This window comes from Edaphobacter dinghuensis (genome assembly GCF_014640335.1).
Taxonomy (GTDB): Bacteria; Acidobacteriota; Terriglobia; order Terriglobales; family Acidobacteriaceae; genus Edaphobacter; species Edaphobacter dinghuensis.
Window position 1 is genome coordinate 375064 of sequence record NZ_BMGT01000003.1, and the last position, 19214, is coordinate 394277.

The window sequence follows — 19214 nt, forward strand, 5'->3', positions numbered from 1 at the left end:
ATCCAAATCATCGTAAGGAGAGAAGAGATGAGACTTTACAAGTTAGCTGCCGCTCTTACATTGTCGCTCGTGCTGGTTGGATCAGGCTTTGCGCAAACGAATGTCGATCAGACCCGCGAGACACAGAAGCAGTTGAAGCAACAGCGTAAAGCCGATAAGGCTCAGGCGAAGGCTGACAAGGCCGAGCGAAAGGCTATGAGGACCAAGGCGCAAAAGAAAGCAGATAAGGCTCAGGATAAGGCCGACAGAGAAGCTGCGAAGGCGGCTATGTCTCCGCAGTGACGGCCTGTGAATGCTGAGGACAAAATAATTGCCCTGTCTCCACTCAAAGACAGGGCAACTTGTTTGCGGAGTATTAGCAGAACTCACGCTTACGTATGACCGCAGTCGTCAGCAGCATTCCTATGACGATGAAGGTCCAACTGCCAGGCTCGGGAACTTCGCCGAGGTGGGTTGTTACGTCGTAGTCTTCGTAGATTTCTTCTTGAAAAACATCATCCCATACGGTATCACCGTAGGAATTTGTTAGTGGGTATATATTCCCATATCCGCTGGCGCCTCCTAGAGGAATAGACGGGGGAATACTAGAACCGCTGAAGGGTAAGCCATTTACATAAGTAACATAGCATTCATCTGTAAAAAAAGGACAATCTCCGAAGGAATATGGAACGTCAAGTACGACTGCTCCCGACGCGTATATGCCGTAGATAAAGACGTCTGCGTCCGTGGATAATGCTAAGACTTGATAAGAATCCGCGAATGCATGGACTGACAGGGCGGAGATTAGAACTGCGATGGCAATAATTGTGCATAGGCAGAACATGATTTTTTTCATTGAGCATCCTGGGGGAGTGAAGTCCAGATCATGGCATGTTTGATTAGCAGCATTTTTTATGCCAAGTGGGTTTCAGGATTCCGCAAGAATTCGGCTGGTCGTTGAAACTTATCTTGCAAAGCTTTGCGAATGAAAAGGAAGTAATTCGCTACACGCCTCGCTTACTGAGCATAAGCATTTGATGAATACAGGTATTCTGACGGCGTTGGCGAAGGCTGAGATTGGGCTCCCCTGAAAACTGATTGAGGAGGTGCGGATCATGGTTCGTCTTGATGCCTGGCTTGCGTGCGGCGTGATGGTGTCGACCGCAGCGACGGATGCGGTTTATGTGATGTTCAATTCGGCGGTATCGGCGAAACGTCGAGTGCCTGCGGCGACGTGGAGCAGCATTTGGTATCTGCTTTCGGCCTTTGCCGTTATTAGTTACACAAAGAATTGGGTGTATGTTTGCTTTGCAGCGATAGGGTCGTGGATCGGGGCCTATCTTTCGATGACGATCCTGCATCGGGCGAGGGAGCGGAAAACAGTGGTTTGATTGGCGAATCCTTCCGGTTTTTCTGGGAATCAGATAGATACGACTGCAAGGAGGAGTGTGAATGGCTCTAATTGCTATCTGCGTTGCGGCGTTGTGTCTTGCACTTTTTGTGGGCAACAGGATTAAGCGGGGCCGAGAGCGGCGTGAATTGGAACTGCACTCGATTGAGCCGGAGACGCTGCATGATCTGCTAACCGCAAACGAAAAAGTGCATATCTTCGATGTTCGTCAGCCGCTGGATCTGCTGGCCTACTCCGAGCTGATCCCGGGGGCGACGCGGGTTCCGCCGAAGGAGGTAATGGCGAATCCATCGTTGATTCCAAGAGAAGAGGATGCGGTGGTGTACTGTACGTGTCCCGACGACAAGACGAGTAGAGAGATCCTGCAGCGTGCGCTGAGCTTGAACTTTTCACGGCTGAAGATTCTGCGGGGCGGGTTGGGAGCGTGGAAGGCCAAGGGATATCCGGTGGTGCCTTATCGAGAGGCGTTTCGGCTGGATACGGAGGTTTAGGCCGCTCGATCAGTTATCTGTGGGGCGTTCCGCTTTATCGACAACGAGCGCGTCTACTGGTCCTCTGGTCGCCACCAATTTCAGGCCGAGCTGTTGCTGCACGGCTGTGAAGAAGGGCGGGCTTGGGGCATCCGGTGAGGCCGCTGCCACGCCTCCGCCGAACTGAGAGCTGTCGGGAGCCCATGTCAGGTCGAAGTCGTACTTGCCGATGATGCCGGTCTTGTCTACGACCGGGCGATCGAGCACAGCGCGTTGCAGCAGAGAGGTGAACTCGCCCATGGTGGTGTTGCGTGCGGGCAGCAGGATGCGCTGTGGGTAGACGGTGCTGATGAGTGCAGCGGGATCGTCTGGGGCTGCTGTGCTTTTCTTGAGCTTGGGGCCGTTCTTCGCGACTTGCAATTCGAAGATGGAGAACTCTTTTTGTTCGCGATGAAAGGCGAGCTTGAACCTGTCGGTCAATAGATTTCGGAGCATCGACATCTGCTCGTCGCGGGTAGGTCGAACGTCGCCGGGAGTGAGGGCGAGGATGTCATAGCGGTTGGAGTCGATCCATGATGGGCCGCCGGAGATGGTCTTGGGATTGAGGTCGTAGGCCGCCGCGATCAGCAGCTTGAGGGTGTAGTACTTTTCGACAAAGCGGTGCGGTCCCTGCATGGTGATGTATTGGGGGGTCTTATCGGCAGGCTCTACCGGCTTGATGGTGGCTACTTCAAAGGCGTCGAATTTGGGGCGCGGAGAGGGAGGCTGCGAGGGGGCCTGCGCGAGTATTCCGGATGTCGAGGCTATAAGAGCTGCAATCGCAATGTGTCGGAGCATAGTTTGTCCCCTCGCGTAGAGAGATTCGCTTGAGTGGCTTTCATCTTATGCCAAAGGGAGTGATTACAGTGCGAAGGTAGGAGTGCGATCGTTGCGGACGTGTAGAACACCAAGATAAATTCGTTTATTGACACATAAATGCATACATAATAATATTCGTCGGTGCCTGCGCAAAATACCTTCGTTTGAGGGTGGAAATCAGTGCTGAGATTCAAGCGATTTTTGCACTCTTGGTATACGTTACGTTTGTCACGGCACCGCTCAAGGCAATCTCTCAGTCCTCTGGCAATGAAACGCCTCTCCGAATTGGCATTGCTTGATGACGTCCTTGCGGTGGATTTTCATGGCTATTTGGAGAGCGTGCATGCGGATACGGTATTGGCACCACCTTCTCAATTTGGTGAAACTGTGAAATTTCAAAGGCTCGGTGCGTTGAGACGATGAGCATTCGTATCCCCATTGTTGTAGGCGCGTCTATTTTGATTTTGATGGTTCATTCCGGACAAGGTATAGCGCAAAGTGCTAGTGTTTCGCAGGAAGCTAATGCAACTACTACACCAGTGCCGGTTGTACATTTGAAATTTGAAACTGCACAGGTGCCGGTTGCTCTGCCTTCCCTGGTAGTTGCTGGATTACCGTTATGTGGATTCAAAGATTCGGAGTTGCTTGAGTTTGCGATGCCTCCGAACTATGTCGAACGTGGGTTGTATTCAATCACAGCCGGTAAAGAAGTTCGCACGTTTTCGATAGCTGATCCAACGGACAGGAAGTTTCTTCGCAACTTTCTCCAGTTCGATGCGAACGACTCAGGTGCCTATATCCTTACTGCCACTACGCATCGCTTTCAGAAGGATGCATCTGGAAATGCCGTTCAGGGTGACGTGGGTGATTCAATGACCTATGACATTCTGCGATATGACGATCAAGGGCAGCTTAAGGAGACAAATCATCTCGATTTACATCTTCATCCAATACGTTTCGGAGTGTTTCCGAATGGCGATTTTTTGGTGTTGGGCATTGACGATGTGAATTTGACTCCTCAAGCTGCGATACTCCACTCCGATGGATCACTTCGCGCCTACGTAGATCTCTGGAATGAGATCCCGTCTAACGATGCGCTAGCGGCTACAGTATCTAAGGGGTTCGGCCAGGGGTCGGAGTTGATGAAATTGTCGATTGGTCTAGGTTCCTATAGGATCGAGCACACTCCGACAGGCTTGGCCTTATTTAGATACGGTATCTCCAACAAGATCATTTTGGTCACCTCAAGCGGGGCGATAAGTACAGTTACACCACAGATCCCAAAGGGTTATACCGTGGATTCCTTGGTCGAATCAGATAAAAGATGGTTGCTGCGCGTGGATGGTCCGGACTCTGGCTCCGATGCCAAATTCCAGATATTTGAGTTTCGCAGTGATGATGGAACGTTAGTTGGCGCAATGAATACTGCGCCCGCACCGAGTTCTGGATTCGCCTGCGAAAGAGATGGAGAGTTTCGTCTGATGCACTGGGTTGATAAAAAACCTTATCTGGAGACTGCGAAGCCGCAGTGACACGGCATGCCAGTCGGTAACCGTTGATTGATCTTTGCGAGGTCTGAGGTCTACTAGAGTTCCATGGCGAACTGGTGGGAGGGTTCGTAGGTGTTCGCTTTGGGTTCGGTGGAGAGGTCGAGGATCAGGCGCTCGAGCACCAGCAGTTTGTTGGCGGGGCTGCTGCGGAGTTCGAGGTCGGCGCGGGCTACCAGGCGGATGGCGCGGGTGAGGTCGCGGCGGGATTTGTAGCGGCGAGCTTGCTTGATGAGGTCTTCGGCGGCGAAGGGCGGCATGCGGAAGCCTTGCCATAGCGCCTGCCAGATGGCTCGGCTGTCGCGCACGTTTTTCTCGGAGATGATGAGCATCTGGCGGAAGGTACGGGCGAGCATGTAGAGGTGGCCGATGGCGGCGTCTTCTCCGCCGTCGGACGCGTTGAGCAGGCCGTGGAGCAGGAGCAGGGCGCGGGGGCGGTCCTTGGCGGAGATGGCGTCGGTCAGCTCGTAGAGGCTGCGTTGTTTTGCGGCGAGGACCATGGTTTCTACATCGCCGAGGGTGACGCGGTTTTTTCCTTCTACATAGAGGAGGAGTTTTTCGAACTCGCTGGCGATGAGCATCATGTCGGCGCCGAGGGCGTCGACCAGCTCGCGGGAGGCGTCGGGGTCGAACTTGACGGAGCGGGATTCGGCGGTGGCGATGACCCACTTGATAGCGTCGGTGTCTTCGACGCGGGCCAGCTCGACGAGGCCGCACCAGTCGCCGAGGGTCTCGCGAATCTTTTCGTAGCGCTCCTTGTCCTGGTAGTCCATCTTGCGCAGGTCGGTGGGGATGCGGAGATGGTCGGCTACGAAGAGGATGAGGGCCGAGGGGTTGGGTGAGCGGAAGTACGCGTCGATGGCGGCGAACTCTTCTTTTTTGCTGCCGCGTCCGTAGAGGGCTTTGAGGCCGCGGACGAAGAGGACCTGGAAGGGCGCCATGAGCGACGGAGTCTGGGCGCGGTCGAGGATCTCGAAGATGCTGGTTTCGGCGAGATCGAGGTCGTGGAGGCAGAAGTCGCGGGTTTCGGGTGGCGCAAGGGTGGAGAGGACGGCTTTGCGGCAGCGGTCGTAGAGGAAGATCTCGTCGCCGATGAGGACGTAGCCGGGGCGGAGGGACGGCGAGGCGATCTCTTCGATGAAGCGGTCGGTGCTGGCAAAGCTGCGAAGTGAGGTGGGCATCGTTAGAGAAAGACCGACCGCGGATGGCCGCGGGTGAGACGGATGACAGAAACACCTAATCGGGATTTTACCGATTTGTCAGGCGATAAGAGGGCAAAAGTAGATAAGTGGTAACGCTGACGGGTGGATAAATGGGAACGATAAGCCGAGTTAGGGCGGCTAGAAGGATTCGAGCATGTCGCTGACGAGGGCCTGGGCGAAGTCGCGGGCGACGCGGCGGACGGCGGCGGGGTCTTCTTGAATGAAGCCGCTGAGGTCCTGGGTGGACTGGTACTGCTCATGAAAGATGACGGCGTCGTTGCGATAGAGGACGTGGCCGTCGTGGGCGGTGAGCAGGACTTTGGCGGTGATGGTGACGAGGTAGCTGGAGGACTGGCCGCTGGTTGCGTCGTAGGTGAGCGGCGCGACGGCCTGCGAGAGGATGGTGCCGTGGAGGGTAGCGTCGGCGTCGGAGGAGTCGGTGTTGAGGATGCGGTATTTGGTGCGGGTGTTCAGCTCGCGGATAGTGGCCTGAGTGAAGGCCATCTCGGTATGGAAGGCTTGCGCGCGGGTGGTGAAGATAGGCACGGCCAGGGTACTGACGTTACCGGGGATGTGCGTGGCGGAGCCGACGGTATGGTAGCCGCATCCGGCGAGGGGAAGGAGAAGGAAGAGGGTGAGGGTGCGGAGGCGCATTCGTCTTTAGCTATTGTCGCATTGGGTGGGGCGATAGCTAAAGGTGGTGCTAAGCGAAATACAGGGGTCTCTCCACTACGGCGGCAAATGCGCCGCCTTCGGTCGAGATGACGTGAGTTTGGGATGGGTCTGGGCATAAAAATGGGCGGCCGATGGGCCGCCCATTTTGGTTGCTTGTCAACTTGTTATGCCGGTGAGGTGTGGCCTTCGCCGAAGCCAGGTTTGCGGCCGGATTCGGGCTTGAGCACCTTCTGGGCCTCACCGTTGCCGGAGTCCACACCGGAGAGCGCGGAGCGGACCGCCGGAAGTTCTTTGCCTTCGATGATGAGTTTGATCTCGGCTGCGTCCAGGGTCTCACGCTCGAGCAGGGCTGCTGCCATACGGTGCATGATGTCCTGGTTGGAGTCGAGGATGGTGTAGGCAGATTTATAAGCGGCCTCGACGAAGCGGCGGACCTCGGCGTCGATCTGCTTGGCGGTGTCGTCGGAGAAGTCGCGGTGCTGTGCGATCTCACGGCCGAGGAAGATCTGCTCTTCCTTCTTGCCGTAGGTCATGGGACCGAGGTTGCTCATGCCGAACTCGCAGACCATCTTGCGGGCGAGCTCGGTGGAGCGCTCGATGTCATTGCCGGCACCGGTGGTCATCTGCTTGAGGAAGATCTCTTCGGCGCAGCGTCCGCCCATGAGGGTGGCGAGGCGCGTTTCGAGATAGTCACGGGTGACCGTGTGCTGATCTTCTTCGGGCAGGTAGACGGTCACGCCGAGAGCCATACCGCGCGGGATGATGGTGACCTTGTGCAGCGGGTCGGAGTGCTCGCGCAGGGCGGAGACGAGGGTGTGACCGGCCTCGTGATAGGCGGTGACGCGTTTCTCTTCGTCGGTGAGCAGCATCGACTTGCGCTCGGCGCCCATCATAACCTTGTCCTTGGCCACTTCGAAGTCGTACATATGGACCGACTTGCGGTTGAAGCGGGCGGCAGTAAGGGCGGCTTCGTTGACCATGTTGGCGAGGTCGGCTCCGCTGAAGCCCGGTGTTCCGCGAGCGAGGACATTGAGGTTGACGTCTTCGGCCATGGGGATCTTCTTGGAGTGGACCTTGAGGACCTCTTCGCGGCCACGGATGTCGGGACGATCGACGATGACACGGCGATCGAAGCGGCCGGGACGGAGAAGTGCGGGGTCGAGCACGTCGGGACGGTTGGTGGCAGCGACGAGGATGACGCCGTCGTTGGCTTCGAATCCGTCCATCTCGACCAGAAGCTGGTTGAGGGTCTGCTCACGCTCGTCGTGTCCGCCGCCGAGACCTGCTCCACGGTGACGGCCTACAGCGTCGATCTCGTCGATGAAGATAATGCAAGGGGCGTTCTTCTTGCCCTGCTCGAAGAGGTCACGGACGCGGCTTGCACCGACGCCGACGAACATCTCGACGAAGTCTGAACCGGAGATGGAGAAGAAGGGAACGTTGGCTTCGCCGGCGACTGCGCGAGCGAGCAGGGTCTTGCCGGTGCCCGGAGGCCCGACGAGCAGGACGCCCTTGGGGATGCGGCCGCCGAGGCGCTGGAACTTCTGCGACTCGCGCAGGAACTCGATGATCTCCTTGAGCTCTTCTTTGGCCTCATCGACTCCGGCGACGTCCTTGAAGGTGATCTTCTTCTGCTGCATGGAGAGCAGGCGTGCCTTGCTCTTGCCGAAACTCATGGCCTTGTTGCCGCCGGACTGCATCTGGCGAATCATGAAGAACCAGAGGCCGAGCAGAAGAGCGAAGGGGGCCAGATTGATGAGCAGGTTCAGCCAGGTGCTGCCGCTGGTGTCCTTGACGTTGATGTTGACGCCGTGGCTGCGGAGCGTCGTGTACATGTCAGGGTAGTTAGCCGGAATGACGGTGTGGAACTGATTCTTGACGTCGTCGCGATAGTGGCCGGTTACTTCGGAGCCATTGACGACGACATCACTGATCTTGCCGGCGTCAGCGTCGTTGAGGAGTTGGGTGAGGCTGATGGCCTTGTCCTGACCGGCGCCTGTGTTCTTGACGACGAACTGCCAGGCAACGAAGAGACAGGTTGCCATGAAGACCCAGATCAGAATTTGTTTGACAGTCGAGTTCAAAGCGAATTTCCTCATTTTCCGGTCTTTGCAGCAACCTCTGAACGTGCTGGCGCTTGCTGGACCCGGCTGCCGGGATTACCAAAAGCCCCGAAAGCCTACATCGTTAGACGACAGCGATAGGGGAAGGTGCCGGGGAAGAACGTTTAAGAGCCGCCCTGGAGAATCGTCCTACCGAGTCAAGTAGTTAGATTCTACTCTTTGGCTGGGGATTCGGGGGAGATGAATTCTGAATGTTCTGTAGCCAAAGGTGTGGCAGGCAACGAGGGCTATTTCTGGAGAAATAAGCGAAGTTCGCGGTGAGAGCGCTCGGCGCGGAGCTGGCTGGAGAGGTGGAGGGCTGCCCCGGTGCGGGCGGCGACGGTCGGAAGGGTTAGAAATCCGCAGAGGGCCAGAAGGCGGGAGGTTTCATCGAAGCTGAGGCGGGCACCGAGCTGGCGGGCGGCGGCGCGGAGGACGCGGCGGCGAAGGGCGGGGTCGAGCGAGCGGAGGCGGTCAAGCTCGATGGCCACGGCGGACTGGCCGGGGGCGGTGCTGACGGAGCGACCACCGCCACGGACGGGCTTGCCGGGGAGCAAAATCTGTGGAAGCAGGCGGTTTAGCTCGATCTGCCAGCGGGCTTCTTCTTCGCGTGCCAGCTCGGCAAGATTGGCTAAGGTCTGGTCGAGATGGGGGTTGTAATCGCGGAGCTGGGGTATCAGCTCGTGACGGATGCGGTTGCGGGTGTAGGCGGTGTCGGTGTTGGTGGAGTCTTCGCACCAGGGTTGGTTGAGTTGGTTGAGGTAAGCCTCGATCTCGGCGCGGCGGATGTTGAGGAAAGGGCGGAGGATTTTGCCGGGGCGGATGCCGGGAGTCTGGGGCGGAACTTGGACGATGGGGTGGATGGCGCTGAGGCCCTCGGTCCAGGCTCCGCGGAGGAGCTTCATGAGGACGGTTTCGGCCTGGTCGTCGAGGGTGTGGGCGGTGAGGATGGCGTCGGCCTCGCCAGTGGCGATGAGCGAGGCGAAGAAGTCGTAGCGGACGTTGCGGGCTGCCTCTTCGATGGTCTCGCCGGTTTTGGCTACGCGCTCGGGAATCTTGGCGCTATGGAGGTGAAGGGGAATGTCGAGGCGAGCGCAGAGAGCTTCGACGAATTGCTGGTCGGTGTCGGCTTCGCCGGGACGGATGCCGTGGTGGACGTGGGCGGCACTCAGGCCGACGCCGAGTGCATCTCGTTTTGCGGTGTTGGCGTTATGAACCGCGAGCAACAGGGCTACCGAGTCCGCTCCGCCGGAGATGGCGACGCAGATGCGGTCGCCGGGCTTGATGTTGGTGCGGTCGAAGAGAAGTGCGGGGGGTGGCATTAGGTCTATGGTACTTGCGGCCAGCGCGAGACGTGACTTCTTATACTGGATGGATGTTTGAGACGAGATTGGCGACAGAGGCGGATGCGGAGCTTATCAGTGAGCAGCGGCGACGGATGTTCGTGGACTCTGCTCAGGTAAGTGATGCGCGTTTGAGCGAGGTTACGGAGAACTTTGTACCTTGGGTGCGCGAGAGGCTGATCGATGGCCGCTATGTGGGGTGGCTGACTTCAGAAGAGAGGCATGTGGTGGCTGGTGCGGGGGTGCTGTTCATGGACTTTCCGCCGCACTGGATGGACCCCGAGCCGGTGCGTGCTTATCTGCTGAATGTCTATGTTGACCCTGCGTTTCGCGGGCGTGGGCTTGCCAGAGAGTTGTTGGATGTGGCGATGAACGATGCGCGGCAACGAGGGATTAAGGTGATGTCGCTGCACGCCTCGGAGTTCGGCAGGCCCTTGTATGAGCGCAATGGATTTAAATCGACGAACGAGATGATTCTGTGGAGCGAGGCGGATGTGGCGGGGAAGTAAACCTTGATTCGCCACATCCGCTTCGTGGCTACTGCTCGTGAGCGCTGCGGCGACGGCGTCCGCTGATGAGGTAAACGGCGGCGCGCAGCTCGAGCAGCGGGTCGTCGGACGGCTCGATTCCGTCGACGCGCGGGATGGGATCGAAGATGATCTGCTTCTGCTCGTGGGCGTTGTCAGCTACGGGTTGGGTGAGCGTGATCGTGCCTAGTTCGAGCTGCGTGCGATCTTCGGGCCAGTGAATGGTTGCGTCGTCCACAACGTCTCCGTCGTCGGCGAGCTGCGCCAGGATGCGGAATTTGATGGGGCCTTTGGCGATTCGTTCGGCGATCTCGTCGAAGAGGTAATTCGGAGTCTTCTTGGCGGCAGCCGCTTCGTCGAGGAAGTCGTTGCCCGCTTCGGGAAGGATGCGGTAGCGGCCGTAGCAGCTGGCACCGTCCTTGTTGATGAAGCGCATCGCGGTGACGCCGAAGTAGGACTCGCGGGCAAAACTGGAAGGGTTGGGCTTGGCTGCCTGAACGAAGGCGAGGGCGGCGGGATGGCTGCCGAGATATGCCTCGACGGGAGTGGGGTGTGAAGTCGCGGAGGCGCTGGCGGCTATGGCTCGGAGGAACTCGAGGAACTCCTGCCCGGTGTGGGTGGGGAAGCCGTCGGTCGAGTGGCCGATGATGTCGGTGTGGGAGTGCTCGGCGAGGTGAAAGCGAATGGCGATGCCACGGGGGCTGGCGTTGGGATCGTTATCGGGGATAAGGGGCAGGCCGGTGGAGTTGGAGAAGCGTACCGTGACCGGAGTGGAGGAGCGTGTGAGATGGGAAGCGCGGGAGAGAGTGGTTGCGCTGGGTGTGGGCGTGAAAGTGCCTGTCAGGAGAGTGCCTTTGGCGTGGGCGGGGCGGAAGCCGGGATGCTGGCCGAAGATGGTTTCAAACTGCTGGAGCAGGTCGTTGCTGAGGGCAATGAGTCTTTCGTCTGAGGGAAGCGGCATAGTGATCTCCTTGAGATTGTCGTTGTGGGGAGCCGTTGAATTTGTCTATTATGCAGCGCGAAGAAGGCGGAGAGGTGAATCTCAGACTTTGAGGCCGATGAGTCGCATGAGTTCCACGCCGTTGCTTTTGGTAACGACGCCGTCACGGAGTTTGAAGTCGAACTTCATCTTGCCGTCTTCTATCTCATCTTGAAGGTGCATGTTGTGCAGGCGGCCTTCGCCCGAGTGCTGCATATCGGTTAGGGCGAGGTCGTGCGTGCTGATGATGCCGATTGCACCGCTGTCGATCAACTCGTTGACGACGGCATCGGCGCCGATAAGGCGGTCTTTGGAGTTGGTGCCTTGCAGCAGTTCGTCGAGAAGGAAGAGGACGGGAGGGCGCTGCTCGGCGAGATCGCAGATGTGGCGCAGGCGGGTGATCTCGGCATAGAAGCGGGAACTGCCTTCTTGCAGAGAGTCGTTGACGTGGATGCTTGCGGCTACGTGGAGCGGCGTGAGTTGCATGCGCTGGGCGCGGACGGGTGCGCCAGCCATGGCGAGGACAGTGCTAATGCCGACGGTGCGCATGAGGGTGCTCTTGCCAGACATATTGGAGCCGCTGATAAGGAGTGCCCGTGTCTTTCCGCTGATGCTGATGGCGTTGCGAACGCATTTGGCGATAGGGATGAGCGGATGGCCGAGGTCTTCAGCGTGGAAGGTGGGTGCGCCTTCGATGAACTCGGGGAAGGGATCGGCTGGATGCTCATAGCTGTAAGCGGCGATGGAGAGGAGCGCTTCGATCTCACCGACGGTGCTCAACCATGCGGTTACAGCCTGACCATGGGCACGACGCCATGCTTCTGCGGCGAAGGCGACCTGCTCGGAGTACATGAGCGGTTTGTCGAAGACGCGTATGAAGAGGTTATCGCGTGAGTCGATGTACTGCACGATTGTCTTGAGGCGTGCGATGGCCTTTGAGCCGGGGATGGCGTGGGAAGAAAGTTGCTGCTTGAGAAGCACTAATCGGGGAGAGGTGAACTGTTCGTCTTCGAGCCTCGCCAGCAACGACGAAAGCAACTCCAGGTCGGCGAGTGCGCGATCGGTCCCGGCGAAGACTTTGTTGACCTGATCCTTGAGCGAAAAGGCGATGAAGGCTTCGACGACCAGGACGAGGAAAAAGGGCGTCTTGATTCCTGTTTCGCCCCAGAAGATGGCTCCGACGATGGCGAGGATGGCGAGCAGGAGGGCGGTCCAGCGCAGACTTTGCTGTTTGAGCTGAGTGGGTTGCTCGGCCCAATGCAGGAGAGCTTTGGGGTGGACTCCGGTCTTTAGTTTTTCGCCGTTTTCGCCGAGGATGGCCATGTCTTCACGGAGGTCGAGGCGGTTGCGAAGTTCGGTGACTGCGGCGTGGCGCTCGGTGATTTCGCTGACCGGAGCGGGTGAGAGCAGCCAGTGAGCGAGTGTGTCTTCTCCCATACAGGTACGTGCCTGTGAGAGCAGCTCGAAGAGACTGCCGGCTCCGAAGAGATCGAGGTCGGATGCGTAGAGGCTGGCGGCTGCATCGGAGCGCGGAGCCTGCTGGCCGTTGCCGATCCAGCGGTCTTCGATGCGGGCCAACCCTTTGCGGTAGAAGTCGACGGCTCGCTCGGCAAGCGATTTTTTACGGAGGATGGCTGCATGGTATGTCGCGATTGCGATGAATGCTCCGCAGGGGAGGAGAAGCCACCAGGCGGAGAGATTGTGACGATAGAAGGAGAACCATGCAATCAAAAGCGCGATGATGACGAGCAGAAGGCGCAGGTTTCCGAGCGTGCGGTGGGTTTGGTCGAGTTGGGCTACCGAGGTTTCGCGGGCCTGCTGGCGTTGTCTGTATTCCTCCGACGGCGTTGTCTCAGTGGGTAAGGGCACGGGTTTATTATCACTTACCGTTGGTGCCGATCTTGTATACTCCGGTGGTTATGCGAGTTTTTGTGATTCTTCCGGCAGCAGGAATAGGGACGCGGATGGCCGCGCATGGGGCGACGGCGGTTGCGCCGAAGCAGTTTCTCGAGATCGGCGGCGTTCCGGTGTTGGTGCGCTCCGTGCAGGCGTTTCTTGCGGTGCCGAAGATTGACACAGTATGTGTCGCGGTGCGGGCGCAGGAGAAGGAACGGCTTGAGGCTCAGATGAAGGAGTACAAGCTGGGAGACCGCGTGAAGATGGTCGTGGGCGGCGACAACCGGCAGGAGTCGGTGGGTAATGCGCTGGCGGCGCTGGAATGCGCCGACGATGATGTGGTGTTGGTGCATGATGCGGTGCGTCCGCTGATCGATCCGGCGACGATTGAGCGGACGATCGAGGCGGTGGTGAAACATGGTGCGGCGATTGTCGGCTTGCCTGCCGTCGATACGATCAAGCAGGTGGAGCGGACTGCGGATGGAGCGATTATCGCCTCGACCATTCCTCGGGAGCGTGTGGTGCTGGCGCAGACCCCGCAGGGAGCGCGGTTTGGGCTGTTGCAGCGGGCTTTTAAAGAGGCCGAGGCGGATGGGTTCTCGGGTACGGACGAGGCCAGCGTGCTGGAGCGGGCGGGAATTGAGGTTGCTGTGGTGCCGGGTTCGGCGCGGAACTTCAAGATTACGCAACCGGGCGATATTGAGCTGGCGGAGTTTTATCTAAGCTCGGGCAATCGTTGATTGTGGGATGACGAACCGGATATGTAAAGATTCGTCCGCTGAGGTGGGAGTCTTTTGAATTTTGATCCCGGTCGGAGTTCAAACAGTTCATACTTGAGAGTGACAAGAAGAAATCCGTATCGATCCCGCGCGAGTTCGCGGCCGATACGTTGAGGAATTGCGAATGAGCATGAGAATTGGATATGGGTTTGATTCGCACGCGTTCAGAGCGGGCGTGCCGCTGGTGATCGGCGGGTTGGCGATTGAGCATAGCGAGGGGTTGGCTGGCCACTCGGATGGTGACGTGCTGCTTCATGCAATTACCGATGCGCTGCTGGGTGCGGTCTCAGCAGGAGATATCGGGACGTTTTTCCCTCCGAGCGATGCGCGCTGGAAGGGTGCGGCCTCGAGCGTGTTTTTGAAGACGGCGCTGGAAGAGGTGGCGATGGCCGGATACAGGATCGTCAATATTGATACGGTGCTGGTGATGGCGCGACCCAAGATTGTTCCGATTGCCGGTGAACTGCGGGAGCGCGTGGCAGAACTGTTGGGTTTGAAACCGGGTGAGGTTGGCATTAAGGCCAAGACACCGGAGGGTTTGAATCAGGACCATGTTGCGGTTGCCCACGTTACAGTTCTGCTGGAGAGCTTGTCTGTGCCTGAACCGGTGAAGAAGTTGTCGGCGACTGCGGATGTGGATGAGGTCAATCAGGTGGTCGAGAGTCTGGTACAAGGGGTTCAGGATACCTCTGCGCTAGGGCGGAAGAGGCCGGCCTTCGATGCGGACGATCTGACCTAGAACTGCGGGAAACGTATGCCGACCGGCGCTTGCCGCACCGGATTTCCAGGAGGGTGATTTTGACTGCTTTTGCGCGATTTGCTGCGTTGGTCTTATGCATGGGCTCGATTGGTGCAATGGCGCAGACGGTTGCGGATAACAGCCTGCAGCCGCGTACGGCGTCGGCTTCTGCGTGTGTGCCGAGTGGTGATGTAAAGTGGCTGACTCCGGCGGAGAAGAGCTGCTATGCCACGACACCTGACTATGACAAGACCATGGCTTATCTGCGGCGCGTGCAGGCAGTAGCTCCGGGGCAGGTAAAGATCGAGGGCTTTGGTAAGACAGGCGAGGGGCGGGAACTAGACATAGTGATTGCTTCGCGTGACGGGGTGTTCGATCCGGCCGCGATCCACGCGGCGAAACGTCCGATTGTGCTGGTGCAGAACTCAATCCATGCAGGCGAGATGGATGGCAAGGATGCCTGTCTTGCATTGCTGCGTGACATGGTGATCAATAAGACGAAGGCTTCGCTGCTGGACCGCGCAGTGTTCGTGTTTATCCCCATGTATAACGCCGACGGGCATGAACGGCGCAGCGCGTACAACCGTATCAATCAGAACGGACCAGCGGAGATGGGCTGGCGAGGGAATGGAACAAACCTAAATTTGAATCGCGACTATCTGAAGGCCGATGCGCCGGAGACGCGGGCGTTTATGGCGATGTTCCATCATTGGCTACCGGATTTTTTTGTCGACGACCATGTGACCGATGGCGCGGACTATCAGTATGACGTTACCTTCACCATCGACGATGGGCCGAATCTTCCTGCCGCCACGGTGAAGTGGGTGGATGAGGTTGCGAATCCTACGCTCGAGAAGTATGTCGATGCACATGGGCATCTAGCGTTTCCGAATTACATCAATCTGGTGAATGACAACGATCCTGCACAGGGGCTGGGATTCAACGACGATCCGCCGCGCTTTTCTACCGGATATATGGTGCTCGAAGGACGCCCCGGCATGCTGGTTGAGTTGCACATGTTGAAGGACTACAAGACACGGGTGACAGGGAACTATGAGATTCTTGCGGGCTTGATGGAGTTAATGAATCGCGATGCCGACAAAGTGATTGCGTTGAATGCTGCTGCGGATCAACAGGCGGAGGGTCTGGGGGCGCATCCGCTGAGCGATGTGAAGTTTCCGCTTGCGCTGGGATGGGGGGGCCAGACGACGCCGGTTCTGTTTCGCGGGTATAGGTACACGAGGGAGTTGAGTGCGGTTTCGGGTGTGATGTGGGTGAAGTATTCGCATGAGCCATGGAACGTCTCGCTGCCGATGCAGTCGGGATTTAAGGTGACGGTAGAGGCTGCTCCCCCGGCGGCCTACATCATTCCTGCACAGTGGACGGATGTGATTGGAGTGTTGGCAGCACATCAAGTGGAGATACAGCGCACTACAAAGGCGTGGACGGGAGAGGTCGAGACCTACCAGTGTGCGGGAATGCAGTGGCAGGAGCCTCCGTTTGAGGGACGGCATCCGACCTTCAATGGCGAGGCAACGCACGATCCCGGCAAGTTTGGTAGCTGCGTATTGATCCGCCAAAAGATGAGCTTTCCAGCGGATTCGGCGGTGGTGCGGCTGAACCAGCGCCTGTCGAAGGTTGTGATGGAGTGGCTGGAACCGGCTGCACCTGATTCGGCATTGCAGTGGGGGTTCTTCGATTCGATCTTCGAGCAGAAGGAGTACGGCGAAGCTTATGTGCTGGAGTCGCTGGCGCGGGAGATGATGGCCAAGGACCCGAAATTAAAAGAAGAGTTCGAGAAGAAGGTAGCGGCCGATCCGGCATTTGCTGGAAATGCCAGTGCGCGCCTGGAATTCTTCTATGAGAGGTCGCCGTGGTTCGCGGCCAATCGCGTGGGTCTGTATCCTGTGGGGCGTTTGGACGATGTGCAACAGCTTGGAGCATTGAAATGAGTGTTGGAGTAAATGGGAAGTTTGAGGCCGTGGTTGTGGATATCCGCGAGGAATCTCGCGTGGCTGGGCACCAGCGCTGGCAGATGGCGCTTGACCGGACAGGGTTTGGCGCGGGAGATGTAGGAACGCTCGAAGCGGTTGCGCCCAGCGGTGTAAAGCTGGTAGTTCCGGTGCTTAATATCGTTGTGGATGATGCCGGAGAGATATGGCACGTGGTGGAAAAGCCTCTGGCGGCGGGCACTCCAGTGAAGGCGCATGTGCGTGCACTTTGATGTTTGAGCCGCGGGCCGCTTGCTGATACACTCGAAGATGTCGTTTGACAGTGCGCGTGCCTGCGAAAGCGGTGCTCGATGCGCATCTGGTGGGGGGCTGTAGCTCAGCTGGGAGAGCGCCTCGTTCGCAACGAGGAGGTCAGCGGTTCGATCCCGCTCAGCTCCACCAAAGATATCAACGATTTCCATCGAAAATTTGGGTCATTAAGATCTAGATCAGGTTTGCGGGGTTCATGTAGTTACCGCAGAAGTCGAACTGTATGATTTGGGCTGTCGTTACAGTACATCCTCCGACGGAGGGATAAGAGATGGATTGGAAACGGTTGGTCCAGTTTGCGCTGCTGGGTAGCAGTGATTCGGAACAATATGCCATCCTGCTGGTACGCGTATTGCTCGGGCTGTTCTTCGTTATCTCCGGTGCGAACAAATTGTTTGTCGCTGGCAGCAAGCAAACAATGCACGAAACGCTCGTCGAGGCCAGAGTCCCGTTTCCTGACCTGATGACTTATTTCATATCGGGTGTCGAGTTTGTTGGTGGATTCTTGCTAATTGTGGGGTTTCTTTCAAGCCTTGCTTGCGTGACTTTATTGGTCGATATGCTTGTCGCCATCTTAACCACTAAACTTTCCGCCATACCTAAAGGACTGTCGCCCCTTAACTGGCTCGACGATTTCCTTTATCTTCCGGAAGGTCTGTACGTGCTCTTCTTTATCTGGTTGATCTGTTCTGGCCCTGGAAAGTTCAGTGTCGATTACTGGCTCGCTGACAAGTTATAGAGGTAAATCGCTCGATATTAAAGTTGTTGACGGTCCAGAGCAAATCAGTGTGGCCGAGGCGCCTAGGCGGCAAAGTGGACGTCTGGGATTCATTCGATATCAAAACTCACGCCTTGGGCGAGCGGTAATTCATGGCCGTAGTTGATGGTGTTGGTGGTACGACGCATATATTGCTTCCATGCATCGGAGCCTGATTCTCTGCCGCCGCCGGTTTCTTTCTCTCCTCCAAAGGCCCCGCCGATCTCAGCGCCTGATGTACCGATGTTGACATTGGCTATGCCGCAATCGGATCCAGTGACAGAGAGAAATTCTTCGGCTTCGCGCAGATTCGTGGTGAAGATGGCAGAGGAGAGGCCTTGCGGTACGTCGTTGTGCAGGGTCAGCGCGTCGACGAAGCGACTGTACTTCATCACATAGAGAATGGGTGCGAAGGTTTCCCGTTTGACGAACTCTGTCTGTGCGGAGATCTCGACCAGCGCGGGACGAACGTAAAAGGCCAGAGAGTCACCGAGAGGGTTGACGCGTTCGCCGCCAGTGATCGTTGCGCCTGAGCTACGCGCCTCATCAAGTGCCGCTTGCATCGCGTGGAAGGATCGTTCGTCGATAAGTGGCCCGACAAGGGTTCCAGCTTTGCGTGGATCGCCAACAACGATCGAGGCAAAGACCTTTTTGAGGCGAGCGATCAGCGTGGGGTAGATCGACTCGTGAACGATCAGGCGTCGGAGCGTTGTGCAGCGCTGGCCAGCAGTTCCCATCGCTGAAAAAGCGATAGCACGCAGCGCTAGGTCAAGATCTGCACTTGGACAGATAATGGCTGCATTGTTTCCGCCAAGTTCGAGGATTGCACGAGCGAAGCGTTCGGCTAGCTTCGGGGCAACGGCACGGCCCATGGCTGTCGAGCCTGTTGCAGAGACGAGAGGTATAAGAGGGGAGTCCACGATCTGCTGCCCGACTGCCGCGTCTCCGATTAGAAGTGTAGAGAGGCCGTGCGGAACTCCACCGAACTTTGCCGCAGCGCGCTCGAAGAGTGCCTGTACTGCAAGTGCTGTGAGAGGAGTCTTTTCGGAGGGTTTCCAGACGACGGCGTCTCCGCATACGAGCGCCAGCGCCGCATTCCACGACCAGACGGCCACAGGAAAGTTGAAGGCAGAGATGATGCCCACGACTCCGAGTGGGTGCCACGTCTCCATCATGCGATGTTGAGCGCGCTCCGATGGAACGGTAAGCCCGGCAAACTGGCGTGAGAGACCTGCGGCGAAGGTGCAGATATCGATCATCTCCTGCACTTCGCCGAAGCCCTCTGAGAGGAGCTTGCCTGTCTCGATGGTCACGAGATTCCCTAGCGTGGGGAGCGCTGCGCGGAACTCCTCTCCCAATAGGCGAATAAGCTCTCCTCGTTTGGGCGCCGGAACGGTGCGCCACTCGAGAAAGGCTTTGTGAGCCGCAGTGATTGCTTCGGTTGCAGCCGCGGTATTTGCTTCAGGCACGTGCGCGATGACTTCGCCGGTGAGTGGTGTATGAACAGCGAGGTTGCCGCTGTTGTATTGACTGGCTGGTACACCCAGCAAGGTAAGCAGGTGGTGAGTCTCCTGCTCCATTGATACGATACTGTCGGTGGTCATATTACATTCAGCTTTCTGCGTGTCAAAGGATCTCGTTGTCCGCGGTCGCGTGTGAGAGCGCTCGAGCCAAGTGTAATCGGCGCAA

General features: G+C 57.7%; 19 protein-coding genes and 1 tRNA gene. 11 read left to right on the forward strand and 9 right to left on the reverse strand.

What is annotated here, in order from left to right; translation table 11 throughout:
- Nucleotides 1–27: 27 nt before the first annotated feature.
- A complete protein-coding gene (locus IEW09_RS13510; RefSeq protein ID WP_188554736.1) occupies nucleotides 28–282 on the forward strand; it encodes a hypothetical protein in 255 nt (84 codons plus the stop codon).
- Nucleotides 283–355: 73 nt separating this feature from the next.
- On the opposite strand, the gene IEW09_RS13515 is transcribed toward IEW09_RS13510, so the two are convergent.
- A complete protein-coding gene (locus IEW09_RS13515) occupies nucleotides 356–835 on the reverse strand; it encodes a hypothetical protein (RefSeq protein WP_188554737.1) in 480 nt (159 codons plus the stop codon).
- 259 nt (nucleotides 836–1094) lie between these two features.
- Between IEW09_RS13515 and IEW09_RS13520 the strand changes: the two genes are divergently transcribed.
- Entirely contained in the window at nucleotides 1095–1370 is a 276-nt protein-coding gene (locus IEW09_RS13520) for a hypothetical protein (protein WP_188554738.1), read from the forward strand.
- Nucleotides 1371–1431: 61 nt separating this feature from the next.
- On the forward strand, nucleotides 1432–1881 hold the full coding sequence (locus IEW09_RS13525) for a rhodanese-like domain-containing protein (protein WP_188554739.1): 450 nt from the start codon (nucleotides 1432–1434) through the stop codon (nucleotides 1879–1881).
- Nucleotides 1882–1890: 9 nt separating this feature from the next.
- Here the strand turns inward: IEW09_RS13525 and IEW09_RS13530 are convergent, their stop codons facing one another.
- Complete coding sequence (locus tag IEW09_RS13530; protein WP_188554740.1) at nucleotides 1891–2697, reverse strand: TIGR03435 family protein; 807 nt, start codon at nucleotides 2695–2697, stop codon at nucleotides 1891–1893.
- A 440-nt stretch (nucleotides 2698–3137) separates the two neighbouring features.
- Between IEW09_RS13530 and IEW09_RS13535 the strand changes: the two genes are divergently transcribed.
- Nucleotides 3138–4250, forward strand: a complete 1113-nt coding sequence (locus tag IEW09_RS13535) for a hypothetical protein (protein ID WP_188554741.1) — start codon at nucleotides 3138–3140, stop codon at nucleotides 4248–4250.
- Nucleotides 4251–4303: 53 nt separating this feature from the next.
- Here IEW09_RS13535 and holA read toward each other — a convergent pair whose 3' ends face one another.
- From holA to tilS, 4 genes are all read right to left on the reverse strand, one after another.
- Nucleotides 4304–5446: a DNA polymerase III subunit delta gene (gene holA / locus IEW09_RS13540; protein WP_188554742.1), complete on the reverse strand. Its 1143-nt coding sequence runs from the start codon at nucleotides 5444–5446 to the stop codon at nucleotides 4304–4306.
- 159 nt (nucleotides 5447–5605) lie between these two features.
- Nucleotides 5606–6121, reverse strand: a complete 516-nt coding sequence (lptE, locus tag IEW09_RS13545) for an LPS assembly lipoprotein LptE (protein WP_188554743.1) — start codon at nucleotides 6119–6121, stop codon at nucleotides 5606–5608.
- Between the two features lie 185 nt (nucleotides 6122–6306).
- Nucleotides 6307–8226 carry an ATP-dependent zinc metalloprotease FtsH gene (ftsH, locus tag IEW09_RS13550; RefSeq protein WP_188554744.1) on the reverse strand — a complete coding sequence of 640 codons (1920 nt, stop codon included), beginning with the start codon at nucleotides 8224–8226 and terminating at the stop codon, nucleotides 6307–6309.
- Nucleotides 8227–8492: 266 nt separating this feature from the next.
- The gene (gene tilS, locus IEW09_RS13555) at nucleotides 8493–9566 is read right to left on the reverse strand and encodes a tRNA lysidine(34) synthetase TilS (protein WP_188554745.1); all 1074 of its coding nucleotides are present in this window, start codon (nucleotides 9564–9566) and stop codon (nucleotides 8493–8495) included.
- Between the two features lie 53 nt (nucleotides 9567–9619).
- Here tilS and IEW09_RS13560 point away from each other — a divergent pair, with 53 nt between their 5' ends.
- A complete protein-coding gene (locus IEW09_RS13560; RefSeq protein WP_188554746.1) occupies nucleotides 9620–10096 on the forward strand; it encodes a GNAT family N-acetyltransferase in 477 nt (158 codons plus the stop codon).
- A gap of 28 nt (nucleotides 10097–10124) precedes the next feature.
- On the opposite strand, the gene IEW09_RS13565 is transcribed toward IEW09_RS13560, so the two are convergent.
- Both IEW09_RS13565 and IEW09_RS13570 read right to left on the reverse strand, forming a co-directional pair.
- Nucleotides 10125–11075, reverse strand: coding sequence for a catalase family peroxidase (locus tag IEW09_RS13565; protein ID WP_188554747.1), 951 nt, complete (start codon nucleotides 11073–11075; stop codon nucleotides 10125–10127).
- Nucleotides 11076–11156: 81 nt separating this feature from the next.
- A complete protein-coding gene (locus tag IEW09_RS13570; RefSeq protein ID WP_188554748.1) occupies nucleotides 11157–12962 on the reverse strand; it encodes a MutS-related protein in 1806 nt (601 codons plus the stop codon).
- A 50-nt stretch (nucleotides 12963–13012) separates the two neighbouring features.
- Between IEW09_RS13570 and ispD the strand changes: the two genes are divergently transcribed.
- The 6 genes from ispD (at nucleotide 13013) to IEW09_RS13600 (ending at nucleotide 17507) form a co-directional block, all read left to right on the forward strand.
- Nucleotides 13013–13729 carry a 2-C-methyl-D-erythritol 4-phosphate cytidylyltransferase gene (gene ispD / locus IEW09_RS13575; protein ID WP_188554749.1) on the forward strand — a complete coding sequence of 239 codons (717 nt, stop codon included), beginning with the start codon at nucleotides 13013–13015 and terminating at the stop codon, nucleotides 13727–13729.
- A 163-nt stretch (nucleotides 13730–13892) separates the two neighbouring features.
- Complete coding sequence (gene ispF, locus IEW09_RS13580; protein ID WP_188554750.1) at nucleotides 13893–14507, forward strand: 2-C-methyl-D-erythritol 2,4-cyclodiphosphate synthase; 615 nt, start codon at nucleotides 13893–13895, stop codon at nucleotides 14505–14507.
- A gap of 59 nt (nucleotides 14508–14566) precedes the next feature.
- Complete coding sequence (locus IEW09_RS13585; RefSeq protein ID WP_229739312.1) at nucleotides 14567–16459, forward strand: M14 family metallopeptidase; 1893 nt, start codon at nucleotides 14567–14569, stop codon at nucleotides 16457–16459.
- Nucleotides 16456–16731 carry an alanyl-tRNA editing protein gene (locus tag IEW09_RS13590; protein ID WP_188554751.1) on the forward strand — a complete coding sequence of 92 codons (276 nt, stop codon included), beginning with the start codon at nucleotides 16456–16458 and terminating at the stop codon, nucleotides 16729–16731. The genes IEW09_RS13585 and IEW09_RS13590 overlap by 4 nt, the downstream gene beginning before the upstream one ends.
- A 93-nt stretch (nucleotides 16732–16824) precedes the next feature.
- A tRNA-Ala gene (locus IEW09_RS13595) sits at nucleotides 16825–16900 on the forward strand.
- Between the two features lie 139 nt (nucleotides 16901–17039).
- Nucleotides 17040–17507 carry a DoxX family protein gene (locus IEW09_RS13600; protein ID WP_188554752.1) on the forward strand — a complete coding sequence of 156 codons (468 nt, stop codon included), beginning with the start codon at nucleotides 17040–17042 and terminating at the stop codon, nucleotides 17505–17507.
- A gap of 89 nt (nucleotides 17508–17596) precedes the next feature.
- Here the strand turns inward: IEW09_RS13600 and amaB are convergent, their stop codons facing one another.
- The gene (amaB, locus tag IEW09_RS13605) at nucleotides 17597–19129 is read right to left on the reverse strand and encodes an L-piperidine-6-carboxylate dehydrogenase (RefSeq protein WP_188554753.1); all 1533 of its coding nucleotides are present in this window, start codon (nucleotides 19127–19129) and stop codon (nucleotides 17597–17599) included.
- Nucleotides 19130–19214 lie beyond the last annotated feature (85 nt).